Annotated in this window: 28 protein-coding genes and 1 pseudogene; 28 read left to right on the forward strand and 1 reads right to left on the reverse strand. The window is 38.6% G+C overall.

Annotated elements, in window-relative coordinates; genetic code table 11:
- Window positions 1-53 precede the first annotated feature (53 nt).
- The 25 genes and pseudogenes from A2J09_RS03240 to A2J09_RS03355 all read left to right on the forward strand — a co-directional run bounded on the left by A2J09_RS03240 (window position 54) and on the right by A2J09_RS03355 (window position 22,318).
- The gene (locus tag A2J09_RS03240; RefSeq protein ID WP_012293632.1) at window positions 54-1,397 is read left to right on the forward strand and encodes a phage portal protein; all 1,344 of its coding nucleotides are present in this window, start codon (window positions 54-56) and stop codon (window positions 1,395-1,397) included.
- Between the two features lie 180 nt (window positions 1,398-1,577).
- Window positions 1,578-1,985, forward strand: coding sequence for a phage holin family protein (locus tag A2J09_RS03245; RefSeq protein WP_012293634.1), 408 nt, complete (start codon window positions 1,578-1,580; stop codon window positions 1,983-1,985).
- A gap of 235 nt (window positions 1,986-2,220) precedes the next feature.
- On the forward strand, window positions 2,221-2,553 hold the full coding sequence (locus A2J09_RS03250; protein ID WP_012293635.1) for a hypothetical protein: 333 nt from the start codon (window positions 2,221-2,223) through the stop codon (window positions 2,551-2,553).
- An 11-nt stretch (window positions 2,554-2,564) separates the two neighbouring features.
- Window positions 2,565-3,164 (forward strand): hypothetical protein, encoded by a 600-nt coding sequence (locus A2J09_RS03255; RefSeq protein WP_012293636.1) that lies wholly within the window; start codon window positions 2,565-2,567, stop codon window positions 3,162-3,164.
- A gap of 126 nt (window positions 3,165-3,290) precedes the next feature.
- On the forward strand, window positions 3,291-4,148 hold the full coding sequence (locus A2J09_RS03260; RefSeq protein WP_036161169.1) for a hypothetical protein: 858 nt from the start codon (window positions 3,291-3,293) through the stop codon (window positions 4,146-4,148).
- Window positions 4,149-4,319: 171 nt separating this feature from the next.
- A pseudogene (locus A2J09_RS22745) lies at window positions 4,320-4,439 on the forward strand (nucleoside-diphosphate kinase); the annotation flags it as partial.
- A 276-nt stretch (window positions 4,440-4,715) separates the two neighbouring features.
- Window positions 4,716-5,864, forward strand: coding sequence for a thiolase family protein (locus A2J09_RS03265; protein ID WP_036161172.1), 1,149 nt, complete (start codon window positions 4,716-4,718; stop codon window positions 5,862-5,864).
- Window positions 5,865-5,878: 14 nt separating this feature from the next.
- Window positions 5,879-6,646 (forward strand): 3-hydroxyacyl-CoA dehydrogenase, encoded by a 768-nt coding sequence (locus A2J09_RS03270; RefSeq protein ID WP_012293640.1) that lies wholly within the window; start codon window positions 5,879-5,881, stop codon window positions 6,644-6,646.
- Window positions 6,647-6,715: 69 nt separating this feature from the next.
- On the forward strand, window positions 6,716-8,341 hold the full coding sequence (locus A2J09_RS03275) for a long-chain fatty acid--CoA ligase (protein WP_012293641.1): 1,626 nt from the start codon (window positions 6,716-6,718) through the stop codon (window positions 8,339-8,341).
- Between the two features lie 126 nt (window positions 8,342-8,467).
- The gene (locus A2J09_RS03280; protein WP_031417976.1) at window positions 8,468-8,698 is read left to right on the forward strand and encodes a hypothetical protein; all 231 of its coding nucleotides are present in this window, start codon (window positions 8,468-8,470) and stop codon (window positions 8,696-8,698) included.
- Window positions 8,699-8,782: 84 nt separating this feature from the next.
- The gene (locus tag A2J09_RS03285; protein WP_031417978.1) at window positions 8,783-9,559 is read left to right on the forward strand and encodes a CheR family methyltransferase; all 777 of its coding nucleotides are present in this window, start codon (window positions 8,783-8,785) and stop codon (window positions 9,557-9,559) included.
- Between the two features lie 298 nt (window positions 9,560-9,857).
- A complete protein-coding gene (gene aroC / locus A2J09_RS03290; RefSeq protein WP_012293643.1) occupies window positions 9,858-11,039 on the forward strand; it encodes a chorismate synthase in 1,182 nt (393 codons plus the stop codon).
- Window positions 11,040-11,042: 3 nt separating this feature from the next.
- Window positions 11,043-12,134, forward strand: a complete 1,092-nt coding sequence (aroB, locus tag A2J09_RS03295; RefSeq protein ID WP_012293644.1) for a 3-dehydroquinate synthase — start codon at window positions 11,043-11,045, stop codon at window positions 12,132-12,134.
- On the forward strand, window positions 12,131-12,499 hold the full coding sequence (gene aroH, locus A2J09_RS03300) for a chorismate mutase (protein ID WP_012293645.1): 369 nt from the start codon (window positions 12,131-12,133) through the stop codon (window positions 12,497-12,499). Before aroB ends, aroH begins: the two co-directional genes overlap by 4 nt.
- Before the next feature lie 18 nt (window positions 12,500-12,517).
- The gene (gene hisC / locus A2J09_RS03305; protein WP_012293646.1) at window positions 12,518-13,618 is read left to right on the forward strand and encodes a histidinol-phosphate transaminase; all 1,101 of its coding nucleotides are present in this window, start codon (window positions 12,518-12,520) and stop codon (window positions 13,616-13,618) included.
- A complete protein-coding gene (locus tag A2J09_RS03310) occupies window positions 13,615-14,712 on the forward strand; it encodes a prephenate dehydrogenase (RefSeq protein ID WP_012293647.1) in 1,098 nt (365 codons plus the stop codon). Before hisC ends, A2J09_RS03310 begins: the two co-directional genes overlap by 4 nt.
- A gap of 58 nt (window positions 14,713-14,770) precedes the next feature.
- The gene (aroA, locus tag A2J09_RS03315; protein WP_036161175.1) at window positions 14,771-16,057 is read left to right on the forward strand and encodes a 3-phosphoshikimate 1-carboxyvinyltransferase; all 1,287 of its coding nucleotides are present in this window, start codon (window positions 14,771-14,773) and stop codon (window positions 16,055-16,057) included.
- Between the two features lie 96 nt (window positions 16,058-16,153).
- Complete coding sequence (locus tag A2J09_RS03320; protein ID WP_012293650.1) at window positions 16,154-17,422, forward strand: tetratricopeptide repeat protein; 1,269 nt, start codon at window positions 16,154-16,156, stop codon at window positions 17,420-17,422.
- Between the two features lie 14 nt (window positions 17,423-17,436).
- The gene (locus A2J09_RS03325) at window positions 17,437-17,994 is read left to right on the forward strand and encodes a ReoY family proteolytic degradation factor (protein ID WP_031417985.1); all 558 of its coding nucleotides are present in this window, start codon (window positions 17,437-17,439) and stop codon (window positions 17,992-17,994) included.
- 141 nt (window positions 17,995-18,135) lie between these two features.
- Window positions 18,136-18,585 (forward strand): DUF2487 family protein, encoded by a 450-nt coding sequence (locus tag A2J09_RS03330; RefSeq protein WP_031417986.1) that lies wholly within the window; start codon window positions 18,136-18,138, stop codon window positions 18,583-18,585.
- A 154-nt stretch (window positions 18,586-18,739) separates the two neighbouring features.
- Window positions 18,740-19,246 (forward strand): QcrA and Rieske domain-containing protein, encoded by a 507-nt coding sequence (locus A2J09_RS03335; protein ID WP_031417987.1) that lies wholly within the window; start codon window positions 18,740-18,742, stop codon window positions 19,244-19,246.
- A gap of 19 nt (window positions 19,247-19,265) precedes the next feature.
- Window positions 19,266-19,940 carry a menaquinol-cytochrome c reductase cytochrome b subunit gene (gene qcrB / locus A2J09_RS03340; protein ID WP_008181573.1) on the forward strand — a complete coding sequence of 225 codons (675 nt, stop codon included), beginning with the start codon at window positions 19,266-19,268 and terminating at the stop codon, window positions 19,938-19,940.
- A gap of 41 nt (window positions 19,941-19,981) precedes the next feature.
- A complete protein-coding gene (locus A2J09_RS03345) occupies window positions 19,982-20,749 on the forward strand; it encodes a menaquinol-cytochrome c reductase cytochrome b/c subunit (RefSeq protein ID WP_004232669.1) in 768 nt (255 codons plus the stop codon).
- 237 nt (window positions 20,750-20,986) lie between these two features.
- Window positions 20,987-21,583 (forward strand): lipoprotein heptaprenylglyceryl N-acetyltransferase LhaT, encoded by a 597-nt coding sequence (locus tag A2J09_RS03350; protein ID WP_031417988.1) that lies wholly within the window; start codon window positions 20,987-20,989, stop codon window positions 21,581-21,583.
- A 60-nt stretch (window positions 21,584-21,643) separates the two neighbouring features.
- Window positions 21,644-22,318 (forward strand): zinc metallopeptidase, encoded by a 675-nt coding sequence (locus A2J09_RS03355; RefSeq protein WP_008181566.1) that lies wholly within the window; start codon window positions 21,644-21,646, stop codon window positions 22,316-22,318.
- Window positions 22,319-22,374: 56 nt separating this feature from the next.
- Here A2J09_RS03355 and A2J09_RS03360 read toward each other — a convergent pair whose 3' ends face one another.
- A complete protein-coding gene (locus A2J09_RS03360) occupies window positions 22,375-23,244 on the reverse strand; it encodes a YitT family protein (protein ID WP_008181565.1) in 870 nt (289 codons plus the stop codon).
- Between the two features lie 115 nt (window positions 23,245-23,359).
- Between A2J09_RS03360 and A2J09_RS03365 the strand changes: the two genes are divergently transcribed.
- The 3 genes from A2J09_RS03365 to mgsA are packed head-to-tail and all read left to right on the forward strand — an operon-like array spanning window position 23,360 to window position 24,916.
- Window positions 23,360-23,695, forward strand: coding sequence for a nucleotide pyrophosphohydrolase (locus A2J09_RS03365; protein WP_031417989.1), 336 nt, complete (start codon window positions 23,360-23,362; stop codon window positions 23,693-23,695).
- A complete protein-coding gene (gene dapB, locus A2J09_RS03370) occupies window positions 23,695-24,492 on the forward strand; it encodes a 4-hydroxy-tetrahydrodipicolinate reductase (RefSeq protein ID WP_031417990.1) in 798 nt (265 codons plus the stop codon). Before A2J09_RS03365 ends, dapB begins: the two co-directional genes overlap by 1 nt.
- Window positions 24,493-24,511: 19 nt before the next feature.
- Window positions 24,512-24,916 (forward strand): methylglyoxal synthase, encoded by a 405-nt coding sequence (gene mgsA, locus A2J09_RS03375; protein WP_008181558.1) that lies wholly within the window; start codon window positions 24,512-24,514, stop codon window positions 24,914-24,916.
- The last annotated feature ends 11 nt before the right edge of the window (window positions 24,917-24,927 follow it).

The following is a 24,927-nucleotide window of genomic DNA, read 5'->3' on the forward strand; positions in this document are numbered from 1 at the left end:
CTCTGATAAGAGTGTGACTTTTTTTATTCTAAAATTAGGAAAGGAAGCAGAAAATGAATTTAGATAGATATTTACAGGTTAAACACAAAAGCAACCCTCATTGGTTCTTAGAGGAGGTGAACTCTTATGACAACCAAGAGCGTTTGCAAGATGTGTTTAGTAAGAAAAAGTATTTAGATGGTCAGCACAAAATACTACAGCGTGATTCATTTAAGTACAATGGTCAGGTCATTGAGCCACGCAAAATTGTGATTCAGATGGCTAAGACTATTTTGAACTTCCAAACGCAGTACCTGTTGAAGAACAGTGTCAATATCATAGGTGCTGAGAAGATGATTGAGCAGTTCTTGAAGGTCAATAAGCTAGGTCGCTTTGATGATAAAAATGTTATTATACTTAGCAAGCTGATTAAGTTTGGTCAAGTGGCTGAATACCTTTTTATTAATGCTAAAGGGAGAATTGATTCAAAGATTATTGATGCAGAGGATGGGACACCTGTGTTCAATCATCATGGGGAAATGATTGCCTTTATTGAGCATTATGTCTTTGATGGAATTGCTTATTACACAATTTATACTGACAAACTAGGGCAGGAATGGTCAAATGAAGGTGGTGAGTTAAAACTCGCTGCTCAGTATGCTAACCTAAGTGGCTTACCTGTCCTATACAAGACTGACAATGAGTTTAGTGATACAGAGGGGCGCTCAGAGTTAGATGATTACACAGGTATCTTAGATAATATGGAAGATGTGTTATCCAAGTATGTTGATTCAATGTACAAGTTTATGAATCCTATTCCTGTTGCAGTTGGTCAGCAACTTAAAGACTCCTTGCCTACTGACATTGTTGGAGGTGGTTTAAACCTTGATGATGGTGCTGACTTCAAAATGGTGACTAATCAATTAGATTCTAAGTCTTTTGAATTAGTCTACAAGACGCTACAACAGGCTTTATTAGATGTAAGTTCAACTCCTGCTGTATCAATGAACAAAACTGATGTGAGCAATTTATCAGAGGTTAGTATTAAGCTGTTGTTCTCACTAGCAGATACAAAAGCAGGGCTAAATGAAACTTACTTGAAACAGGGCTTCTATGAGCGTTGGGAGAAGGTCTGTGAGCTGTTGAGATACAAAGATGTTCAAATTTCAGAAGATGATTTTATGACGCTTGAATTTAACTTCCAATACAACACACCATCTAACCATGCTGAGATTATTGACAACATGAGTAAGCAACATGCAATGGGTGCTTTAAGCGTTGAAACAATCCTTGAGCAGTCGCCATATGTGAATGATGTTACGCTTGAGATGAATCGCATACAAGATGTGAAACCATTTGAGCAGGTAGAACACAGTAATTTTGGTGGCTCTAGTGATGATATAGAAAAGGTATCGTAAAGATGGATAACATAGGGATAAAAGATAAGTCTATTGTTTGCTGAAATCATAGGGATTTTGGTTGAACGTAGGCTTTTTATTTTTGGTGAAAACTAGTGGTTTTTCAGGTGTGGAGGGTTGGAGTGACTATATCCAATTTTTCACGCCTGTTACAACAGTTGTATTGGAGGTGAATGAACAATGGAGAAAATGAGTTTATTCACTATCCTAGCATTAACAGGAACATCATTATCCTTCCTTATTGGTGGGTGGCATGTATCATTGACTGTTCTTGTTGCGTTTATGGTTATTGATATTGTTACAGGTGTCATTGTATCACTTGTGCAAAAGCGTCTGTCCTCAAAGATTGCTTTTGTCGGCTTCTTGAAGAAAGCCACTATTATGATTGTGATAGTCTTGGCGAACCTATTAGATGTACTTACAGCGTCAGGTGCGCCTGTGTTTAGGACAATGGCTATTTACTTCTATATCGGCATGGAAGGGTTGTCTATTACTGAGAACCTAGCTAGGATTGGTGTACCATTGCCTAGAGGTGTGAAGGAAAGACTATTACAGTTGGCAAATGAGGAAAATCAACAAAAATATTAATGTATAAAATCGCTGTTTTTTATGCAAGATTTTCAATAGCCTTACAGATATGTAGACGGAAGAAACCTTGATATATCAAAGATGTATAGAAAATGTATAATAGTGATTTTTGATAAAATCGAAGAATGTTGATATATCAACTATTTGTGACTACTTGTAGTTTACATAATTCAGCTTATCGGAAGTTAAAAATGAATATTTATACAAAACAAATTAATTGGAGTGATAACTAAAAATGAACAATTTACAACGCTTGCAGTTGGAAACAAAAGGAATTAACCTTGAGCAGAATGAGTTGATGGTGTATCTTGCTGAAAACGGTCTTGAAGCTCATGCTGAGTACAATCCGCAGTCTATGACAGATAAAAAAGCAATCTATGCTACTGCTCTTAGTATGCTTGAATCAGTAGCTAACAATCCGAATATGATGAAGTCAATCAAAATTGATGATATGACGGTCAGCGAGTTCCATGAGAACCTCATGAAGCGTATTGACCAATTAACAAATAAAGTAAGGAAAATGAAAACTGAAAATAATAATTCTGAGATTTTCATTTTGTATATTTAGGAGTGGATAAGATGAATTTATTTGATGCTCAGACGCTCACAGAAACGCTCTCAGGGCTTGTTCAGCCTTATATGATGAATGAACTGACAGACACACCAAGCGCAGTAGATGGCTTTGTAACCAATGCAATGCTAACGCCTGACAGCACCTTTCATTTCCATTCCTTGAGTGAGTTTAAGCGTGGTGACTATATCAGTATTAATAGTAGGTACTACCTTGTAATGACTGATGTAGTAGCTTATAGAAGGTTTAAATACAAAGCTTTAGTACAGTATTGCAACTATGTCCTAGAGCCGACCATCACAGTTAAAATCAAAGTGGGTACTGACGCAATGGGTAGACCTATCTATAAGACGGAAACTGTTGTAGACCGTCAAGAGCCTGCTGTTATTAGCTATAAGGAAATGACAGTTGACGAAGAACAAATTGTAACAGCTACTAAGACGCTTGTTATCAATGTACAAGACAACACCAAGAATCGAAAGAGTTTCCAAGTGAACGAAACAATAAAGCTCTATGGAAGGTCATATAAGGTTATTAATGCTGAGATTGTGAAAGCAGGTCTGATTGAGCTAAAGGTGCAATCAGAAGATGTGTTACTTCCTATTTAATGGGTCATTGATGATACCCCTGTGTGTGTTTTTTGTACTATACCATGTCATTTTTCACACGCACTTAAAAATGGTATAATGTGGTTTACTTGCTGTGAAGTAAACTTATACTCTAGGGGGAATATAGTGATTGTTATTGATACTGAAAGCGCAGAAACAATTGTAAGGTCGTTGTGTAACATTTTCAAAATAAGTGAGACAGACTTAAAAATACTTTATATGACAGATGAACATTTTGAATTTTTAAAATCTAATCATGAAGATATTTCGTTAGATGGTTTTTATCAGTTAGTAAAATCAGCGGATAAGCTAGAGGACTTGAAAAGTTACATAGAAGATTTATATGTTACTTCTTTTCATCTGAGTAAGAGAATTAACCCGATTGAAGGAAACGAAAAGCTGTACAATCTTCATAGTGCGCTACTGAGTGAAACAGAAATTAAGTGTTTCTTTGAAAACCATGATATTATTTTTGAAAAACAAGGTACTAAACTAAAATGTATCTTTAAAGGACAACAAGTGGATTGGGAAAATTTTTATAATACTGAGCATAGGAATGTTGCTAGATTGGTTGCGAATCGCTTAGAGGGAAATTTGTTCTATAATTCAGATAATTGTATCAATGGTTTTTTATTCAATCATAATATAGTAAATCAATCTAATGTTGTTCATTTAAGTAAATCGCCTGAAATTGTACAAAATATATTAGAAGTCTTGGGATTAAAGGAAGCTATTCAGGAGTATAACACGAATTGCCTATATATAATAAAGTATAGAGTGAAATTTATTGACTTTATCTTTGATACAAATTCTAAATTATCTAATGAAGAAAAGTTTGAAAATCTATTAAAGCGACTATTACAATTCCTAGCATATTCACTAACAAATAGTGAAACTATGATTTCGAATCCTATAGTTAGGACAACAGATGACTTAGATGTTGAACCAAGTGATGTATGTAAGTTTGAATTGGTTTCGATATGAGCAACAGTTGGTGAATCTCTTTTTTGTTTGCCTTCCTTTTCCAATTCATTTATAATCGAAAATAGAAGGTAAATAACTTAGTTCTAATTAGTTTTTTTCGTTTATTTCAGAGAACCCATGATATTAGTGATTTCAGGGATAATAGTTAAAATCTATTTTCTTGGTAGCTTCCCAGGTACAATCCGTGGTGACTATGCAACAACTGTTTCTCACAACATCATCCACGGTTCTGACTCTCTTGCTTCTGCAGAGCGCGAAATCGCTTTATTCTTCGGTGAAGATTTAGTTTAATTTCGAATAGATTAGGCAATCTCAATATAATTGGGGTTGCTTTTTTTATTGCTTAAAAAATGGAGATGGATAGTATCGTGGAAATACGATAGTGGTAAAATGCATGCTCCTTTTTATTAGCTAAAATATTAATTTATTTCTAGAACCGTCTAGAATTGTTAAAAACTACTTACTCATGTACAATAAAAGATGTAATATTCTGATAATTAAATTAGGTATATATTAATAGTCTTGTCAATAAACTGTGAAGGATGACGAAGAAAAGGGGTAATGGAGATGAGAGAAGTGGTGATTGTTGCAGCTGTGCGAACGGCTGTGGGGCGAAGGAAGGGAGCATTAAGTCATGTTCGAGCGGATGATCTGGCAGCTGATGTGTTACAGGAGGCTGTACAAAGAGCAGGCATAACTAAAGAACAGGTGGATGATGTTATTTTAGGTTGCGTAACACAAACAGCAGAGCAAGGGGGAAATATTGCACGGACGGCCCTGTTAATGGCTGGATTTCCTGATAGTGTGCCAGGGGTGACCATCGATCGTCAATGTGGTTCGAGCCAGCAAGCTGTGCATTTCGCAGCACAAGCCATTTTAGCAGGAGATATGGATGTAGTTATTGCTGGCGGTGTGGAAAGTATGTCTAGGGTTTCTATGGGGACTAACATGCAAAATGCTCATTTAGGTAATCGCTTACAGGAAAATTATAATATTATACATCAGGGGCTATCAGCAGAAAAAATAGCCGAAAAATGGTCATTATCAAAAGAGCAGCTCAATAGTTATGCCTATGAGAGTCATCAACGCGCACTAGCAGCCATTGAAGCTGGGTATTTCAAAGATGAAATCCTACCAATTGAAGTAATCCAAGAAGATGATACTGTAACAACCGTTGGTAGGGATGAGGGTCCTCGTGCTGAAACTACTGTTGATATTTTAAATAGTTTAAAAACTGTTTTTCAAGAGGATGGCGTGATTACGGCTGGTAATGCGAGTCAGATGAGTGATGGGGCATCAGCAGTAGTGGTTATGGCTTTGGATAGAGCGCAGGAACTCGGTATTCAGCCACTCGCTAAAATTATTACAAGAGTTGTTGTGGGCTCTGACCCGACATTGATGTTAACAGGGCCAATCGAAGCGACTCGAAAGGCGTTAGAACGTTCTGGCCTGAAGATAGAGGATATTGATACCTATGAGGTCAATGAAGCCTTTGCACCTGTGCCACTTGTTTGGTTGCAGGAAATTGGTGGGGACCCAAAGAAACTCAATCCAGATGGAGGAGCGATTGCACTAGGACATCCATTAGGTGCTACCGGAACAAAATTGTTAACGACTTTGCTCTACCGCATGGAGCGAGAGAATTACCGATACGGCTTACTAGCTATTTGTGAAGGTATGGGGATGGCTAATGCTACGATTATTGAAAAAATGTAAGGGGGATATGGGCAATGAGGAAGCATGATGTAGTAGCAGTAGTAACAGGTGGTGCATCGGGTTTAGGAGAGGCGACTGTTCGCCAAATCGTCGAACAAGGTGGCAAATCCATCATCTTTGATGTGAATGATGAACGTGGACAAGCTATAGTAGAGGAATTAGGGCAACATGCACTCTATGTACGAGTAGATGTTACAAAGGAAGAGGATGTAGCAACAGGTCTTGAGCAAGCCATAGCAGCATTTGGCCCTATTAATGTTGCAGTGAATTGTGCAGGAATTGCGGATGCGAGCAAAATAATTTCCAAGCGAGGTGTTCATGCACTTGGTTTATTCGAAAAAATAATAATGGTTAATTTAATTGGTACATTCAATGTCATCCGTCTAGTTGCTGAGAAAATGCAGCTAAATGAGCCAAATGACGATGGTCAGCGCGGCGTTATCATTAATACGGCATCCGTAGCAGCATTTGATGGCCAAATTGGACAGGCTGCCTATAGTGCATCAAAGGGTGGCGTAGCAGCGATGACACTACCAATTGCACGTGAGCTCGCCGCGTTTGGTGTGCGTGTGATGACTATTGCTCCTGGTTTAATTGAAACACCGATGTTTGCTTCTTTACCAGAACCTGCAAGGATGGCTCTTGCGCAAATGACACCATTCCCTAAACGGCTTGGCAAGCCGTCAGAATATGCACTTCTTGTAGAAAGCATTATCCAAAATGGTTTGTTAAATGGTGAGGTCATTCGCTTGGATGGAGCCATTCGTATGCAGCCTAAGTAAATCTTTTTATCTGTAGTGGCAGTCAGCCTCGGTTGTTTCAAAAATTTGTCAGCGAAGGGGAGCGGTAACATGCATATGATGGATACGCCTTTATTATTAACAAGTTTTTTGAATCGAGCAGAACGATTTTTTCAGTCAAAGAAAATATATTCGCGAACAAGTGCTACGACAATTCATGAATTTACGTATAAAGAATATGTCAAACGAACTCGTCAATTAGCGGATGCTCTCACAAAATTAGGTATGCAGCAGGGCACGAAGGTTGGGACATTTGCTTGGAATCATCATCGTCATTTAGAAGCCTATTTTGCTGTACCTTGTGCAGGAGCAGTTCTTCATATGATCAATATTCGGTTGGCACCTGAGCACATTATCTATGTCATTAATCATGCAGAGGATGAAATATTATTAATTGACGACAATTTAGTACCCCTTATTGCACCATTTGTTTCACAGCTGAAAACGGTTAAACACATTATCATTATGGGTGATGCTGTGGCACTTGAATCTATCCCCATTCCAAATGCTTTGTCCTATGAGGCATTAATTGCAGATGCTAATGAGCATTTCTCATTTCCAGATGATTTAGATGAGAATACACCTGCAGGTATGTGCTATACAAGTGCAACGACTGGTATGCCGAAAGGAGTAGTTTATACACATCGCAGTATTGTCCTTCACAGTTTAACTGCTGGGCTTGCAGATAGTATTGCTATTTGTGAATCAGATGTTGTACTACCTGTTGTACCAATGTTTCATGCTAATGCATGGGGATTCCCCTTTGCTAGTGTAGCCTTTGGTGCCACACAGGTATTACCTGGTCCAATGTTTACGCCACAGCTTTTACTTGAGCTTTTTGATGTGTACAAAGTAACCTTGACGGCAGGTGTACCCACTATTTGGCTGGGCGTTTTACAGGAGCAACGTCTAAACCCTCGTGACCTATCGTCTATGCGGTTAATTGTTTGTGGAGGTTCCGCCTCACCTATTGGTCTTGTAAAGGGCTTTGAGGAAGAGTTGAAGATTCCTTATATGACTGGGTACGGCATGACAGAAACCTCTCCACTTGTAAGCTTATCAACGTATTTAACCCATATGCAGGACTATACGGCTGATGAAAAAATGCATGTTCGCATTACCCAAGGGATGACAATGCCACTTCTTGAGACTCGTGTTGTTAATGAAAATGGAGAGGTGCCATGGGATGGTAAAACGATGGGAGAACTAACGATACGAGGTCCGTGGATTGCAAATGAGTACTATCAGGATGAGCGTACCGATGAAGCTTTTAAGGATGGTTGGCTTTATACAGGGGATATTGCGGTAATGACGCCGGATGGTTATATAAAAATTACGGATCGTACAAAGGATTTAATTAAGAGTGGCGGTGAATGGATTTCGTCAGTTGAGTTAGAAAATGCCTTGATGTCCCATCCAAAAGTCTTTGAAGCCGCTGTTATTGCCATCCCACATGAGAAATGGCTGGAACGCCCTTTGGCGTGCGTAGTGCCAAAGCCAGAATACAAAAATTCTATTTCTAAAGAGGAACTAATCGAAAACTTACAAGCGCAATTCCATAAAACATGGATACCAGATGATATTGTTTTCATTCAGGAGGTACCAAAAACATCTGTAGGTAAGTTTTTGAAGGCGAAATTGCGAGAAGATTTAAAACATTACCGTATACAAGTTTAGTCCTGTAGCTAGAATGAAGGTAGTGAAAAACTACCTTCATTTTTTAAATTGAAATAAATTTCTGGAAAGTGAAACTATTTTTTCTATTTTGCCGTATAATTTTAGAAACGAAAGGATGTGGATATATTGTCAATTGCCATTGTAGCGATTATTGGTGGGGTTATTATTTCTTTAGCAGGAATTTTTACAGATTCCCGTACAAGACAGCAAAAAATAAAATTAAAGGCTATCGAAAAAGAAGTAGAATTAGAAAAGCTGCGATTAGAAACCTATACAATTGAAACGGAAAAAATGCGCCTTGAATTAGAACAGTCGAAGGTGCTACTATTAGAGGAAAAACAAAACTCAAACAAGTAGACGAGTATACATGAGAAAGACTATTTCAGGATTGTCTCTTTTCAGCTATAATGGAACTACGACGCTAGAGGGGAAGATGACCATATGTCTGATTATGAACAGTTTATAGAAGGTATCAAGCGCAAAACAGGAATAGATTTAGCGTTATATAAAGAAGCGCAAATGAAAAGACGATTAACCTCACTTTATGAAAAAAAAGGTTATCGAAATTTTGTTGACTTTCTAAGGGCACTTGAACAAAATCGTGATTTAATGAATGAGTTTTTAGATCGTATGACGATTAATGTTTCTGAATTTTATCGTAATGGCAAGCGTTGGGAAGTATTGCAAAAGAAAATATTACCTAAGCTATTACAAACTAATAAGCGTTTAAAAATTTGGAGTGCTGCTTGTTCAACAGGAGAAGAGCCGTATTCATTAGTAATGGTCTTATCTCAATTAGTGCCTTTATCTCAAATTCAAATTATTGCTACTGATTTAGATGAAAATGTCATTCAAAAAGCGAAATTGGGTGTCTACCCAGAGCGCTCCTTAGCTGAAGTGCCAAATGACATTAAAGCTAAATGTTTTGAACAAGAAGGATCCTTCTACCGCGTGAAAGATGAGATTAAGCGTTGTGTGACCTTTAAAAAACAAAATTTGCTCAATGATACCTATGACAGCAATTATGATTTAATAGTTTGCCGCAATGTAATGATCTATTTTACGGAAGAAGCCAAAGATCAAATTTATAACGATTTTAGTAAAGCATTACGCAAGGATGGCATATTATTTGTAGGATCGACAGAGCAAATTTTTAATCCATCTCGTTACCAATTTGAAGTAGAGGACACATTCTTCTATCGGAAAAACAGTTTATAATATGAATGAAAAGCTTGTACAAATGACTGGTTTCATCATGTACATATAGTAACTAAAGCATTAACATAGATAATTCGTACGCTTTTCGCTTATCCTAAGCAAAGGCGTATTTTTTATAAATTTTAGCACTTCACTTCAGTAGTGTAGTAATGTTTTATGCAAGTCGTTCAGAATATTCGCATATAGGTTGTGTAAATAGTATGAACTTAAAAGACATTTGCAAAAGGACTGTTTTTTTAAAGAATATATGTTATAGTGAAAAATACATACTTTAGCGAGTTGAAGGGAGAAAGCGTTTATGCGTTACTTAACAGCGGGTGAGTCACACGGCCCCCAACTAACAACAATTATTGAAGGTTTACCATCACTCTTACCTATTACTGCAGAAAAAATTAATCACGATTTAAAGCGACGTCAAGGAGGTCATGGACGTGGACGACGCATGCAAATTGAAACAGATACAGTAGAGATTGTCGCAGGCGTTCGTCATGGACAAACACTTGGATCACCTGTCGCTCTAGTTGTAGCCAATGATGATTGGAAGCATTGGACGAAAATTATGGGTGCTGAGCCATTAGCAGAAGATGTAAATCCTGAGGATATCAAACGGCAAATTTCACGACCTCGTCCGGGCCATGCAGATTTAGTTGGAGGCATGAAATACGGACACCGTGATTTGCGAAATGTATTAGAGCGTTCTTCAGCTCGTGAAACAACTGTACGTGTAGCAGTCGGCTCTGTGGCAAAGGCTTTATTAAATGAATTAGGTATTTCTATTGTGGCGCATGTTACGGAGATTGTCGGAATTAAGGCTGATACCTCCTTAGTGGAAGGGAAAACAGTCGATGAAATTCGTGCCATTGTGGAAGCGGACCCTTGCTATTGTGTAGATCCAGTGGCATCTGCAAAGATGGTAGATGCGATTGATGAAGCAAAAAAAGCTGGGGATTCTATCGGTGGAGTTGTTGAAGTCATCGTAGAAGGTATGCCAGCAGGTATAGGGTCTTATGTACACTATGATCGTAAGCTCGATGCTAAGTTAGCGGCGGCAATGCTTTCTATTAATGCATTTAAAGGGGTAGAATTTGGGCTTGGTTTTGAGATGGCTCGTCGCAAAGGCTCTGAAGTTCATGATGAAATTATTTGGACGGAAGAAGAAGGCTATACTCGTGCGACCAATCGACTTGGTGGCTTAGAGGGTGGTATGTCTACGGGCATGCCAATTGTTGTACGAGGTGTAATGAAACCAATTCCAACATTATATAAACCATTACAAAGTGTGGATATTGAAACAAAAGAGCCGTTTAAAGCAAGTGTAGAGCGTTCGGACAGCTGTGCGGTACCAGCTGCATCAGTTGTAGCGGAGCATGTTATTGCCTGGGAAATAGCGACTGTTATTTTGGAACAATTCCATAGTGACCAATTACCACAATTAAAAGCTCAAATTGATGAACATCGTCAATATACGAAGGGGTTCTGATATATGCGTGTTCCAGTTGCAACAAAATCACATCATTATGAGGTTCTACTTGGCCATCGTTTTCTAACTGAAGCTATTCAAACATATGCGGATCAGCTAAATAAAGCAGATAAGTTTTTTGTCTTTACAGATGCTCATGTATGGGAGGCTCAGGGAGACTATTTCAAGGCAAATTTCCCATATGATTTTGAAGTATTTATTTTGCCTGGTGGCGAAGCATGCAAAACCTTTGAGCAATATTATGCAGCTCAAACTTTTTTACTTGAGCAAAAATGTTCTCGGAAATCATTTGTTTTTGCTTTTGGTGGAGGGGCTGTTGGTGATTTAACGGGATTTGTTGCAGCAACCTATATGCGCGGAATTCCGTTTATTCAAATTCCAACAACTATTTTGGCGCATGATTCAGCCGTAGGTGGTAAGACGGCTATTAACCATCCATTAGGAAAAAATATGATTGGCGCATTTTATCAGCCGGAAGGTGTTATTTACGATACAGTTTTTTCTGAAACCCTACCTGTACGCGAAATTCGTTCAGGAACAGCTGAGTTAATCAAACATGCGATGATTTCTGATTCAGCATGGTTAGAGGAATTAATGGCAGCAGATTCCGTGATGCATTTTAATCAGCAGGAATTAGCGATGCAGCTAAAAAAGGGAATTGAGGTTAAGGCAAAAATTGTCGCAGAGGATGAAACAGAGCAATCTGTTCGAAAGTTTTTAAATTTGGGCCATACATATGGACATGCGATTGAAGCGGCTGCAGGCTACGGCAAAGTCGCTCATGGTGAGGCAGTCATGATTGGTCTTGTGTATTGCTTATTATTGAGTGAACGTTATGGGGAGCTCAATCGTCCATTTACTAAAGCATTTTTACAATTTGCAGTTAAAAATGGCTATCCTTTTGAGGCAGTAAATGACTATACATTCGAACAATTAACAAGTTATTTAATGAAAGATAAAAAGACAGAATATGGAATTTTGCAATTTGTTTTGTTAGAAAAAATCGGTAAACCGTTTGTGCGGGCAATTGATTTAAAAGAATGCAAAGAAGTAGATGCCGAATATAGAGAGTTATTAGCGGAGGTGCTTGTATGATTCGTGGACTTAGAGGAGCAATTACAATTGAATCTGACAAGCCAGAGCTTGTATGGGATGAGACAGCAAGATTAGTGCGTGAGGTTGTGGCAGCAAATAATGTAGAAATAGATGATATTGCTTCCATTTTGATTTCTACTACGCCTGATATTACCTCAGCATTTCCTGCTCGGGCAGTCCGATTGATGGAAGGGTGGCAATATGTTCCAGTGATGTGTACACATGAAATGGATGTACCGAATGCCCTACCATTATGTATTCGAGTATTAATTCATGCGAATATAGAGGTAGCCCAAAAAGATGTTAAGCACTTGTATCTCAATGATGCAGTGAAATTAAGACCAGATTTAGCACAAGCTAAATAAGTAGAGGAGATGTTTTAGATGAAGTGGAAACAACAATTGGACGGTATGCAAGCGTATAAACCAGGAAAACCAATTGAAGAAGTGCAACGTGAATATGGCTTAAAAGAAGTTATTAAATTGGCATCTAATGAAAATCCATTTGGATGCTCACCTAAGGTGACAGCTTATTTACAAAATAATGCAGTGAATCATGCTCTTTATCCAGATGGCTATGCACAAAATTTACGTACAGCTGTTGCAAATCATCTAGGTGTTCAAGAGACACAGCTTCTATTTGGTAACGGCTCTGACGATATCATTGCTATTATTACTCGTGCTTTGTTGTATCCAGGGGTAAATACCATTATGGCTGACCTATCCTTCTCCCAATACTGGCATAATGCTGAAATTGAAGGTGCTGAAATCCGTAAAATTCCTTGTGTGGAGGGTGCACATGATTTAGAGGCGATGGCTGCTGCGATTGATGATCAAACAGCCGTTATATGGGTATGTAGTCCGAATAATCCTACTGGTGTGGTCATTCCAGATACGGCTTTACGTGCCTTCCTTGCCAAAGTACCAAACGATGTACTTGTCGTACTTGATGAAGCGTACATTGAATACGTGACACATCCTGAACATAAGGATACTCTACCAATCATCGACCAATATCCAAATGTTCTTTTATTACGTACATTCTCTAAGGCATATGGTTTGGCATCGTTCCGAGTTGGCTATGCGATTGGCCAACCAACTATTATTGAAAAGCTTGATCCGGTCAGAGGTCCATTTAATAATACAAGTCTAAGCCAAGCCGTAGCTGCTATTGCACTTAGTGATCAGGAATATATAGAAGCATGTCGTGAAGCGAATGAACATGGTAAAAAACAATATGTTGAATTCTGTGAAAAACATAATCTAAAATACTTCCCATCTGATACGAACTTTATTTTCTTTGATACAAAGGCTGATAGTGATGTCATTTTCCAAGAGCTTATGAAAAAGGGCTTTATTGTGCGCAGTGGTAATGCTTTAGGATTACCAGGATTTATCCGTGTCACAATCGGTACCGAAGCCCAAAATGCAGCATTGCTAGTTCAACTTGACAATGTATTAAAAGAGCAAGGAGTATTTGCATGACACGCAATGTGCTCGTTATTGGGCTAGGATTAATCGGTGGTTCTATCGCCCTTGCTTTACAGAAGGCACCAGATACAAAGATTATTGGTTATGACATGGATGCTCAAACACGTGAGCATGCACAAGCATTAAATATTGTACATGACACTGTGACGGATCCACAGGCAATTGCAGCGGATGTCGATATTATTATTTTCGGTACACCAGTTAATGCAACGCTTGAATGGATGGAGCAATTAAAATCATGGCCATTAAAAAATAAAGTCATTGTAACAGATACAGGAAGTACAAAAAAATTAATTATGCAAAAAGCTGGTGAATTACGTGAACTGGGCATTACGTTTATTGGTGGACATCCAATGGCAGGTTCACACAAAAGTGGCGTATTAGCTGCAAAGGCGCATCTTTTTGAAAATGCCTACTATATGCTAACACCGCTCGCTGGTGAAGAAATTGTTCATATGGCACAGCTAGAAAGTCTATTAAAATTTACGCATGCAAAGGTGGTAAGTGTTTCTGCAAGTGAGCATGACCATATGACAGCTGTGGTGAGCCATTTCCCTCATGTTATTGCAGCTTCTCTTGTGCATCAATTAGGAGGAGAGAATGGGGAATATCCTATGACTCGCTCTCTTGCAGCAGGAGGCTTCCGTGATGTGACGCGTATAGCCTCTTCCAACCCGGTTTTATGGCGAGACATCACTTTACAAAATCGTGATGAGTTACTTACTCAGCTAGAAGGCTGGGAAAAAGAAATGGGCCGTATTAAGGATTTGCTGACGAATGGTACCTCTCGAGATATTGAAGACTATTTTTCTATTGCCAAAGAACTGAGAGATGAATTACCAATTAGCGCAGGAGCAATGTATACAGCGTTTGACTTATACGTAGATGTTCCAGACTATCCAGGTGTCATTTCCGAGGTAACAGGTTTGCTAGCTGATGAGGCAATAAGTATTACGAATTTAAGAATTGTCGAATCGAGGGAGGATGTTTTCGGTATTTTGGTCATTAGTTTCCAAAGTGAAAATGACCGCGAACGTGCAGCAGCATGTATACAAAAACGTGCGAAATTTGAAACATATATTTCATAAAAAAAGAAAGCGTCGGGATTACGGCGCTTTCTGTCTTCATATTGGAGGGAGTAAATTAATGAGTGAAAAAGTTTTACAATACAATAAGCCATCTTTACAGGGATCACTAACTGTTCCAGGCGATAAATCGGTCTCTCACCGTTCTGTGATGTTTGGTTCCATTGCGACTGGAACAACAACAGTAGAAGGTTTTTTACTTGGGGAAGATTGTTTAAGTACCATTGATTGCTTCCAGAAGCTTGGTGTGCATATTGAGGTGGAAGGAACGAGTGTAAAGATAGAGAGTCCAGGGATGGATAGTTGGCAGGAGCCTACAGAGGTGTTGTACACAGGTAACTCTGGTACAACAACGCGCTTAATGCTCGGAATTTTAGCAGGATCTTCAGTTCATTCAGTCATGACGGGGGATGCATCTATTGGCAAGCGACCAATGCGACGTGTTATTGATCCACTGCGTCAAATGGGAGCCCATATTACGGGACGTGCAGACGGTCAATATACACCATTAGCCATTCAAGGTACAAAACTCCAGGCCATTGAATACAACATGCCAGTAGCTAGTGCACAAGTTAAATCTGCTATATTACTTGCAGGCTTGCGTGCTGAGGGAACAACGATAGTTAGAGAAACAGAAGTGTCAAGAGATCACACTGAACGAATGCTCCGTCAGTTTGGTGCCGATGTCGAAGTGAAGGATGGGGTTGTTTCATTAGAGGGTGGACAAGCTTTAAGTGGGACTCATGTTTCTGTACCAGGGGACATCTCATCTGCAGCCTTTTTCTTAGTGGCGGGGGCAATCTGTCATAATAGTCAATTAACACTTGAAAATGTTGGCGTTAATCCAACACGTGATGGAATTATCGAGGTCCTTTCTAAAATGGGTGCAACCATGACAGTGATGCCAAATGACAATAGTCAAGCTGAACCAACAGCAACTATTCAAATCCAAACATCTACTTTATCTGGTACAACAATCGAGGGAGACATGATTCCTCGTTTAATTGATGAAATACCAATCCTTGCTTTACTTGCTACACAGGCACATGGTCAAACCATTATTAAAGATGCCGAGGAGTTAAAAGTAAAGGAAACAGACCGTATTACAGCGGTTGTAGCTGAATTAAAAAAGCTGGGTGCTAACATCGAAGCAACAAATGATGGTATGATTATTGAAGGGCCAACACCATTAAAGGGTGCAAGTCTCAAAACATATGGCGATCATCGAATTGGAATGATGGGTGCTGTGGCTGCTTTAATGACCGAAGGACCAGTCACTTTAGATGATGCACAGTGTATCGCTGTATCCTATCCATCATTCTTTGAACATATTGAGGCAGTAAGGTAACAATTGAAGATTGACTCTCCAAGCTTTTGGGGAGTTTTTTCTTGTTTCGGTGGTAAATGTTTTGTAGCATAAAGGTATCAAAGAAAGAATAGGTGAATGACTGTGAACAATGCGATGACTGAAATGATGCAAGCACTTGAACAGGGAGACTTAGCATTAATAGATCAGCTACTTGAAACATTTTTAGTGAAGGAGCTACCCGAGGAAATTTACGCACTTTCAGAAATTTTTATGCAATATGGGTACATGAAAGAAGCTGACCGCGTACTGGAGCATTTACAATTCTTATTCCCAGAAGAGGCACAGTTAAAAATAGATCGTGCAAATGTATTAATGGAGCTTGGTGATGAAGATGAGGCATTAAATTTATTGCTTGAAATCGAAGAAGGCTCACCAGAATATCCACAAGCATTATTAGTTTTAGCGGATTATTATCAAATGCAGGGGTTATTTGAGGTAGCAGAAAAACGTATAAATGAAGCACTAGCAATTTTGCCAGACGAGCCATTACTTCATTTTGCCAAAGCCGAACTGTTATTTGAAACAGGTCGTTTTTTGGAAGCCGCAAGATTGTATGAAGAATTAAATGAGCAACAAGAAGAATTTGCTGGTATTCATCTTGTGGAACGATTAGCGGAGGTTTATCGTGCCGGGGCTGCCTACGAAACAGCATTGGATTATTATTTAAAGGCACTTGAAGATGAGGTGAAACCAGATATTTTATTTGGTGCTGCGTATTCAGCCTTCCAATCCCAAAAATACGAGATGGCTATTAAACAATTAGAGGAATTGAAAGAGTTAGATCCTGATTACTTCTCGGCTTACTTATTGCTGGCAGAAAGCTATGCGATGACAGAGGAAAATCAAAAAGCCTATACGGCGATCCAAGAGGGATTAAAACGCGATGAATATGATAAAACGCTCTATTTATTTGCTGGAAAAATGGCCTTGAAAAATAGTTTACCAGTAGAAGCTGAGCAATATTTACGAGAAGCAATAGCATTAGACCCTGAGTATATGGAAGCCGTGTTAGCACTTATTTCTGTTTTAGGACAACAGGAACGGAATGAAGATGTTATCGAATTATTTGAGACTCTACAGCAAAATGATTTTGAATGGAGCACGTTATATCCATTTGCTGCAGAGGCATATGAAAATTTAGAATTGTACGACCGTGCATACGAATTTTACCGTTTGGCATATAATGATTTTAAGGAAGACGCAACATTTTTAGAAAAATATGTGTACTTTTTATTAGAGGAAGGTAAACGTTCAGAAGCGAAAGTGGTTCTTGAACAATTAATGAACATTCAACCAGGTGAACCAGAATGGCAAGAGAAGTTAGAAGCCTTAGAATTTGAGTAAAGGAGGGAGTGGGTATGACTGCTTCTGTATCAGTTGTTGATAAAAAAGCATTTGTTCGATGGTTTTTAAAAAATTATCAATTGAAACGTCGTGAGTGTGTGTGGATTTTAAATTACTTACTTAGTAATGATGACTTATTAAAACGAATCCGATTTGTGGAAGAAGCTCACTATTGTCCTAGAGCAATGGTGATGTCTACGGTTGATTCAACAGGTGTGCCTTTTCGTTTCTATAAAGGCAATGTAATGACAGCAGACGCTGAAAAGTCTTTCCATGATTTACGCTTACACGAGCAAGAAGATATGTATATACAATTGAATTTTCCAAATATACCACCAAGTGCACAATACTTAGCAGTTTTAGAAGAAAACCCTTATATGCCAGAGACACTGTTAGTTAGTGAAAAAGATCGTTTACTGGCAGAAGAACTGCTTTCCAATAGCTTACTCGTATTCCAAGAAGAAAAATTACTTGCACAAATTGATGATGCCCTCGATCAGGGAGATGAAGAACGTTTTTATGAATTGTCTAATTTGTTACAAGCATTAAAGGAAACGGCTAATTTACCTTAGTTATAGGTAAAAATTGAATGTCCTTTACCCACTTCAATATGGTAACATTACTAGTGAATGATTGTTTTCACTTTTAATTGGGTATCCTATTTGAAGAGTGGAAAAGGGCATTTTTATTATGTGATAAAGGAGGTTTGTTGAATGTACTTTAATGCAAACGATGTGACATCATTTTTGGGACAGAAGGATTTCATCGATACTGCGATTGTTCCGCTCATATCCATCGATTTAGCTTCTGAGAAAATGAAACAAAGTGGCGCTGAGGTAGATTTTCTAATGTCTTTAACTTCTTTCATAGAACAACAGTTTAAAGGCCGTTTACTAGTCATGCCACCTTTTTCTTATATGGCTTCTTTAAAAAACGAAGAATTACCGAAGCAATTTGAAACACAATTACATAATGCTGGCTTTAAGCATGTGTTCTTCATTACTTGTGATCACTCTTGGACAAATATTGGAGATATAGTAAATATTATTTGGTTACCAGCAATTCCATTAGAAAGCATGGACGCAGGTGTGAAAAAATCAATTCTCGAAGATCAATTACGGCAAGTGGTTCCGATGCTTTCGACCAAATGGGCACAGATTTAACAATTAGTTTCAATAAATGTTCACATTCTCCAGCTTTCCACAGAATGCTATATTGACCAAGCTATGGACTTGATATATCATATATATGTCCTAGTATTACTATTTGTAAAAGTATGTCCGTTGGACTGACCTTTAAGTTAGAGGGGGGAAAATAATGAGTAATAATCGAGTTTCACGTCGTCAATTTCTAAGTTATACTCTTACTGGTGTAGGTGGATTTATGGCGGCAGGTATGCTAATGCCAATGCTTCGCTTTGCAATTGATCCTGTGCTACAAAAGCATGAGGGTGGAGATTTTGTAAAAACAGAGCATAAAATCGCTGACTTGACTGAAGAGCCTGTAAAAGTTGACTTTTCATATGAACAAGTGGATGCATGGTACAAATCACAGGTTACAGATGTAGCTTGGGTTTATAAAAGTGGCGATCAAATCATTGCCCTTTCACCTGTTTGTAAGCATTTAGGATGTATGGTTGACTGGAATGGAGATTCTGCACACCCAGGTCAATTCTTCTGTCCATGTCACGCAGGACGTTATGAGAAAAACGGGAAAAACGTTGCAGGTACACCGCCTCTAGGTCCGTTGGATGAATTTGAAGTACAAGAACAAGATGGCTATTTAATGATTGGTCCAGCTAAAGCAAATACTCTAGTTAAATAAGTAAGGGGGTACGACAACAGTGCTAAATAAAATTTATGATTGGGTCGATGAACGCCTAGATATTACACCTATTTGGCGTGATATTGCCGACCACGAAGTGCCAGAGCACGTTAACCCTGCACATCATTTTTCAGCATTCGTTTACTGCTTCGGTGGATTAACATTCTTCATCACAGTAATTCAAATTCTATCTGGTATGTTCCTAACAATGTACTATGTACCAGACGTTGTGAATGCCTGGAAATCAGTTTATTATTTACAAAACGAAGTAGCATTTGGTGAAATCGTGCGCGGTATGCACCACTGGGGAGCTTCATTAGTTATCGTAATGATGTTCTTACATACACTTCGTGTGTTCTTCACAGGTTCTTATAAGAAACCTCGTGAGCTAAACTGGATGGTTGGTGTAGGTATTTTTGGTGTAATGATGGGTCTTGGCTTTACAGGATACCTATTACCATGGGATATGAAAGCATTATTCGCTACTAAAGTAGGTATCGAAATTGCAGCATCTGTACCGTTTATCGGTTCGATGATTAAAGTATTATTAGCGGGTGACACTACTATTCTTGGTGCTCAAACGTTAACTCGATTCTTTGCGATTCATGTATTCTTCTTGCCTGCAGTATTGTTTGGGTTACTTGCAGCACACTTTATCATGATTCGTCGTCAAGGAATTTCAGGGCCGTTGTAATTGTCTTGACGGTTCGATGATCTTTAAAAGGAGGGGACACTATGCATCGCGGAAAAGGAATGAAATTTGTCGGCGATTCTCGTATTAAAGCGAATCACAGAATGCCGAATGTTCCAAAGGATTATTCCGAATATCCAGGTAAGACGGAAGCTTTCTGGCCGAACTTCTTACTGAAGGAATGGATGGTAGGTGCTGTATTTTTAATTGGATACTTATTATTAACTGTCGCTCACCCGTCACCACTTGAAGGGCCGGCAGATCCAACTAGAGCATATACACCGCTACCGGACTGGTACTTCTTATTCATGTATCAACTTTTAAAATACTCATTTGCTTCTGGTCCATACAATGTAATTGGAGCAATTGTAATTCCAGGTCTTGCATTTGGAGCGCTATTATTAATGCCATTTTTAGACAAGGGTCCAGAACGTCGTCCATCTAAACGTCCATTACCGACAGCGTTTATGTTATTAACTCTAGCTGCTATGTTCTACCTAACTTGGGAGTCAGTTGTTAACCACGACTGGGAAGCTCAAAAAGCTATGGGTGCAATCGTAGAAACAGTTGAATTCGATAAAGAATCAGAAGGTTATAAACTATACGCTGGTTCAGCATGTATTACATGTCACGGTGAAGGCTTAGAAGGTGGAGCTGGTGCACCATCTCTAATGAACACTGGATTAACAGCTGATGAAATTAAGGACATTGCTCATAATGGTCGTGGTAACATGCCACCAGGATTATGGACAGGTTCAGATGAAGATCTTCAGAAACTTGCTGAATTTATCGAAAGTTTAAAAGCTGAGTAATAGTAAAAGAGTCAGGAAACTGGCTCTTTTTTTTCGACCTTGTTATATATTTGGACTGAAAGCTAGTAGAAAAGGTTCCCTTACCCTCGATTTTTTAGCGAAAAATGTCGAAAAGTAGATAAAAGCGAATGAATTCTATCCATTAGCACATATTGAAGTTGTGAAAATAATTTCACCTACAAAAATCTATACTGTACATAAACAAAGAATTTTAGCAAAGCGCAAGGAGTTGTAATCATGCAGATAACACGTGCAAATCTTTGGTATCTTCTTAACCATAAGTCATTCTTAATAGCGCTGCTTATTATTAATCTATTAGGCACAGTATATGGCTATTATTGGTATGGATGGCAGCTTGCAATTACTAAGCCTATTTTTTATATTTTTGTTCCTGATAGTCCAACAGCTAGCTTATTCTTTTGCTTTGTGTTAATTGCTTGGATTATGGGAAAAAGATGGCCGTTAATGGAAGTATTAGCGCTTGTAACATTAGTGAAATATGGTCTATGGGCTGATGTCATGAATATTTGGACATTAATTGAAACAGGGTCAATCGGTTGGCAAGGCTGGATGCTAGTTGGCTCACATTTTGCAATGGCCGTTCAAGCAATCTTATATATGAAGAAATATGTATTCACTTACTGGCATGTATTTATAGCGGCTGTCTGGACGCTCCATAATGATGTCATTGACTATGTGTTTGGTCAAATGCCTATGTATGGGGATTTAGTCAAGTACACAAGCTATATTGGCTACTTTACGTTTTGGTTATCAATTGCATGTATTCTCCTTGCGATTTTCTCAATTAGGTGGCGCAAATATTTGCCGAATTAGGGTATAAATTATAGAATTATAGTATAGAGGTAGAAAGGGGTTAGAATATTGTCAACAAGCATGTATATAGTTTATTTTATTATTATTATGCTGCTACCACTTTATGCACAAATGAAAGTAAAAGGCACGTATAATAAATTTGCGAAACAACGTACAATGAAAGGCCAAACAGGTGCAGAGGTAGCGCGTGCGATTTTAGATGCGAACGGCTTATATGATGTACGAGTTGTGCCAACACAAGGTGTGTTGTCTGATCATTATAATCCGGCAACTAAAACAGTTGCTTTATCAGAAAGTAACTTTTATGAAGCGAGTGTTGCAGGTGCTGCGGTAGCTGCCCATGAGGTAGGTCACGCCATCCAACATAAAGAAGCTTACTCTATGCTTACATTACGTAGTAAGCTAGTCCCAGTGGCAAATATTTCTTCGAATGCATCTTGGATTTTTGTAATGATTGGTATTTTTGCAAGTAGTACGAATTTCTTGCTTTTAGGTATCATATTATTAGCAGCAGGTGTTGTTTTCCAATTAGTGACACTTCCAGTGGAGTTTGATGCTTCAAAGCGGGCATTAGTTCAAATGAATTCGCTTGGCATTATTACAAATGAAGAAGAACGACCAGCACGAAAAGTATTAAGTGCTGCAGCATTAACATATGTAGCAGCAGCAGCGGTAGCGGTACTAGAATTATTACGTCTAATTCTAATTTTTACGAATATGCGTAGCGATGACTAAGAAAAAAACTTGTTATGGTGGAACACCACTATAACAAGTTTTTTATCTTCAAACACTTAATGAAGCGGTTGTTTTTGATCATCAAGAGTGAAGCCTTCTCCTGCTACATCGCGTACTTCTATAATAGAAACGAAAGCGTGTGGATCCACTTCATGAACAATGGATTTTAGGCGTACAACTTCGTTGCGACCGATCACACAATAAATAACTTCCTTAGGCTGCTTAGTAAAGTGGCCATGTCCTTCCAAAATAGTGATCCCGCGTTCCATTCGTAAGGCGATTGTTTCGGCAATAACACCGGACTTCTCAGATATAATGAGAGCACCACGCGCTGCATAGGCTCCTTCCTGTACAAAGTCAATAACACGAGCGCCAACAAATACAGCGACTAATGTGTACATCATGGAACGAGCATCTAAAAATGTAAGCCATGAAAGGATGATGACAATGGCGTCGAAGACAAACATCGTTTTACCCATACTCCAGCCAAAATATTTATGTCCAAGTCGTGCCAAAATATCAACGCCGCCGGTAGTGCCACCAAAGCGGAAGACAATTCCTAGGCCAAGTCCGACGAATATACCCGCGAAAAGAGCAACGAGTAACATGTCATCTTCTAAATGAATGGTAAACTGATATTTCTGGAAAATCTTTAGAAAAAGAGAAACAGATAAAGTGCCAACAAGCGTATAAACAAAAGATTTCTTTCCAAGTAATCGATAACCAATTATAAACATGGGAATATTTAATAATAGGTTCATTAAGGCGGGGTCCCATCCTAATGTAAAGTATAGTATGAGTGTAATTCCACTTAGTCCACCTTCACCTAGCTGATTTTGAATATTGAAGTGAACAAACCCGAAGCTAAAAATGGCTGCTCCGAGCATTATTGCGATAATATTACGAATTTTAATCTGTTTTAACATTTGGCCTCCTGTAGTTCCAAACAAATGAAGTAGTGATATCTATTATCTGACATTTTATTGGTTTTGACAACAACGGTGTAAATTATATAGGATGGTAAATAGGAGTGTGATGTAAATGACAGAACAACTAACAATGCAAGCATTACAACAGCGTGTTGATAATTATATAGGACAATTTAAAGAAGGATATTTCCCACCATTCGAACTGCTAGCCCGTTTAACAGAGGAATTAGGAGAGCTATCTCGTGAGGTTCAGGATGTATATGGACAAAAAAAGAAAAAGAATACTGAGGAAATAAACAGTATTGAAGAAGAACTTGGTGACTTTTTCTTTGTTTTAGTATGCTTTGCCAATGCTCAGGGTATTAAATTAGATGAAGCTCTATTAAGAGTCATACATAAATTTGAAACAAGGGATAAGGATCGTTGGACGAGAAAGGATGAAGAATGATGTCGATTCGTGTAGCTATTGCAGGAGCAAGAGGAAAAATGGGGGCTGAGGCTGTACATACGGTCATGAAACATGACAAAATGGAATTAGTAGCTGTACTAGATTATAAGGAAGTAGGAAAAACATTAGCTGATTTAGACATGTTCCCAGCGAGCTATACAGTACCTATATTTACGGAAATGCATGATCTTGTAGAAGCAACTTCTCCAGACGTATTAGTGGATTTAACGAACCCACATTCTGTATACAATCATACTAAAGAAGCGTTGAATTTAAATGTACGACCTGTAATTGGTACAACAGGATTTACTGATGCACAACTAGAGGAATTATCAACCATTGCCAAAGAAAAAGAGTTAGGCTGCATTATTGCACCAAACTTTGCGATTGGCGCTATCCTGATGATGAAATTTGCGAAAGAAGCGGCCAAATACTTACCAGATGTAGAAATTATTGAAATGCATCATGATCAAAAACTTGATGCACCCTCTGGAACAGCTGTGAAAACAGCTCAATTAATACAAGAGGCACGTACGCAAAAGACTCAGGGGCATCCAGAAGAAAAAGAAACCATTGAAGGTGCAAGAGGTGGAGACTTTGATGGCATGCGCATCCACTCTGTTCGCTTACCTGGTTTAGTGGCACACCAGCAAGTATTATTTGGTGGAGATGGGCAGCTTTTAACAATTCGCCATGATTCATTAAATCGAAATTCATTTATGTCGGGCATTGCCTTTTGTGTAGAAGAGGTTATGAAAATGGATCAACTTGTTTATGGTTTAGAAAACATCATCTAAAGATTGGGATGGAAGCTATATGAAAATCGCATTGATTGCACATGATCGTAAAAAAGATAATTTAGTACAGTTTGCTATTGCTTACAAAGAAATTTTACTTGAACATTCACTTTATGCTACCGGTACAACAGGACAGCGTGTCATTGAAGCCACTGGTTTAGAGGTAACACGATTTCGTTCAGGTCCACTTGGTGGCGACCAACAAATTGGCGCAATGATTGCCAACAATGATATGGATATGGTTATTTTTTTCCGAGATCCATTAACAGCACAGCCACATGAGCCAGATGTTTCTGCACTTATCCGTCTTTGTGATGTTTACCAAGTGCCACTGGCGACAAATATGGGGACAGCAGAAATATTATTAAAAGGCCTACAAGAAGGCTTTGTGGATTGGAGACTGATACAAGAAAGACGTAACTAATAAAAGACGTG

The organism is Lysinibacillus sphaericus (genome assembly GCF_001629735.1).
In the GTDB taxonomy this organism is placed as follows: Bacteria; Bacillota; Bacilli; order Bacillales_A; family Planococcaceae; genus Lysinibacillus; species Lysinibacillus pinottii.

Bases quoted from the DNA above. Each gene is read 5' to 3' on its own strand.
- A2J09_RS03355 (WP_008181566.1), top strand. From the start codon at position 21,644: ATGTATATAGTTTATTTTATTATTATTATGCTGCTACCACTTTATGCA.
- A2J09_RS03320 (WP_012293650.1), top strand. From the start codon at position 16,154: ATGACTGTGAACAATGCGATGACTGAAATGATGCAAGCACTTGAACAG.
- A2J09_RS03360 (WP_008181565.1), bottom strand. From the start codon at position 23,244: ATGTTAAAACAGATTAAAATTCGTAATATTATCGCAATAATGCTCGGA.
- dapB (WP_031417990.1), top strand. From the start codon at position 23,695: ATGTCGATTCGTGTAGCTATTGCAGGAGCAAGAGGAAAAATGGGGGCT.
- A2J09_RS03270 (WP_012293640.1), top strand. From the start codon at position 5,879: ATGAGGAAGCATGATGTAGTAGCAGTAGTAACAGGTGGTGCATCGGGT.
- A2J09_RS03250 (WP_012293635.1), top strand. From the start codon at position 2,221: ATGAACAATTTACAACGCTTGCAGTTGGAAACAAAAGGAATTAACCTT.
- A2J09_RS03330 (WP_031417986.1), top strand. From the start codon at position 18,136: ATGTACTTTAATGCAAACGATGTGACATCATTTTTGGGACAGAAGGAT.
- A2J09_RS03365 (WP_031417989.1), top strand. From the start codon at position 23,360: ATGACAGAACAACTAACAATGCAAGCATTACAACAGCGTGTTGATAAT.
- aroB (WP_012293644.1), top strand. From the start codon at position 11,043: ATGCGTGTTCCAGTTGCAACAAAATCACATCATTATGAGGTTCTACTT.
- A2J09_RS03345 (WP_004232669.1), top strand. From the start codon at position 19,982: ATGCATCGCGGAAAAGGAATGAAATTTGTCGGCGATTCTCGTATTAAA.
- A2J09_RS03350 (WP_031417988.1), top strand. From the start codon at position 20,987: ATGCAGATAACACGTGCAAATCTTTGGTATCTTCTTAACCATAAGTCA.
- A2J09_RS03335 (WP_031417987.1), top strand. From the start codon at position 18,740: ATGAGTAATAATCGAGTTTCACGTCGTCAATTTCTAAGTTATACTCTT.
- A2J09_RS03285 (WP_031417978.1), top strand. From the start codon at position 8,783: ATGTCTGATTATGAACAGTTTATAGAAGGTATCAAGCGCAAAACAGGA.
- A2J09_RS03275 (WP_012293641.1), top strand. From the start codon at position 6,716: ATGCATATGATGGATACGCCTTTATTATTAACAAGTTTTTTGAATCGA.
- A2J09_RS03255 (WP_012293636.1), top strand. From the start codon at position 2,565: ATGAATTTATTTGATGCTCAGACGCTCACAGAAACGCTCTCAGGGCTT.
- A2J09_RS03310 (WP_012293647.1), top strand. From the start codon at position 13,615: ATGACACGCAATGTGCTCGTTATTGGGCTAGGATTAATCGGTGGTTCT.
- mgsA (WP_008181558.1), top strand. From the start codon at position 24,512: ATGAAAATCGCATTGATTGCACATGATCGTAAAAAAGATAATTTAGTA.
- A2J09_RS03325 (WP_031417985.1), top strand. From the start codon at position 17,437: ATGACTGCTTCTGTATCAGTTGTTGATAAAAAAGCATTTGTTCGATGG.
- A2J09_RS03245 (WP_012293634.1), top strand. From the start codon at position 1,578: ATGGAGAAAATGAGTTTATTCACTATCCTAGCATTAACAGGAACATCA.
- aroA (WP_036161175.1), top strand. From the start codon at position 14,771: ATGAGTGAAAAAGTTTTACAATACAATAAGCCATCTTTACAGGGATCA.
- A2J09_RS03240 (WP_012293632.1), top strand. From the start codon at position 54: ATGAATTTAGATAGATATTTACAGGTTAAACACAAAAGCAACCCTCAT.
- hisC (WP_012293646.1), top strand. From the start codon at position 12,518: ATGAAGTGGAAACAACAATTGGACGGTATGCAAGCGTATAAACCAGGA.
- aroC (WP_012293643.1), top strand. From the start codon at position 9,858: ATGCGTTACTTAACAGCGGGTGAGTCACACGGCCCCCAACTAACAACA.
- aroH (WP_012293645.1), top strand. From the start codon at position 12,131: ATGATTCGTGGACTTAGAGGAGCAATTACAATTGAATCTGACAAGCCA.
- A2J09_RS03265 (WP_036161172.1), top strand. From the start codon at position 4,716: ATGAGAGAAGTGGTGATTGTTGCAGCTGTGCGAACGGCTGTGGGGCGA.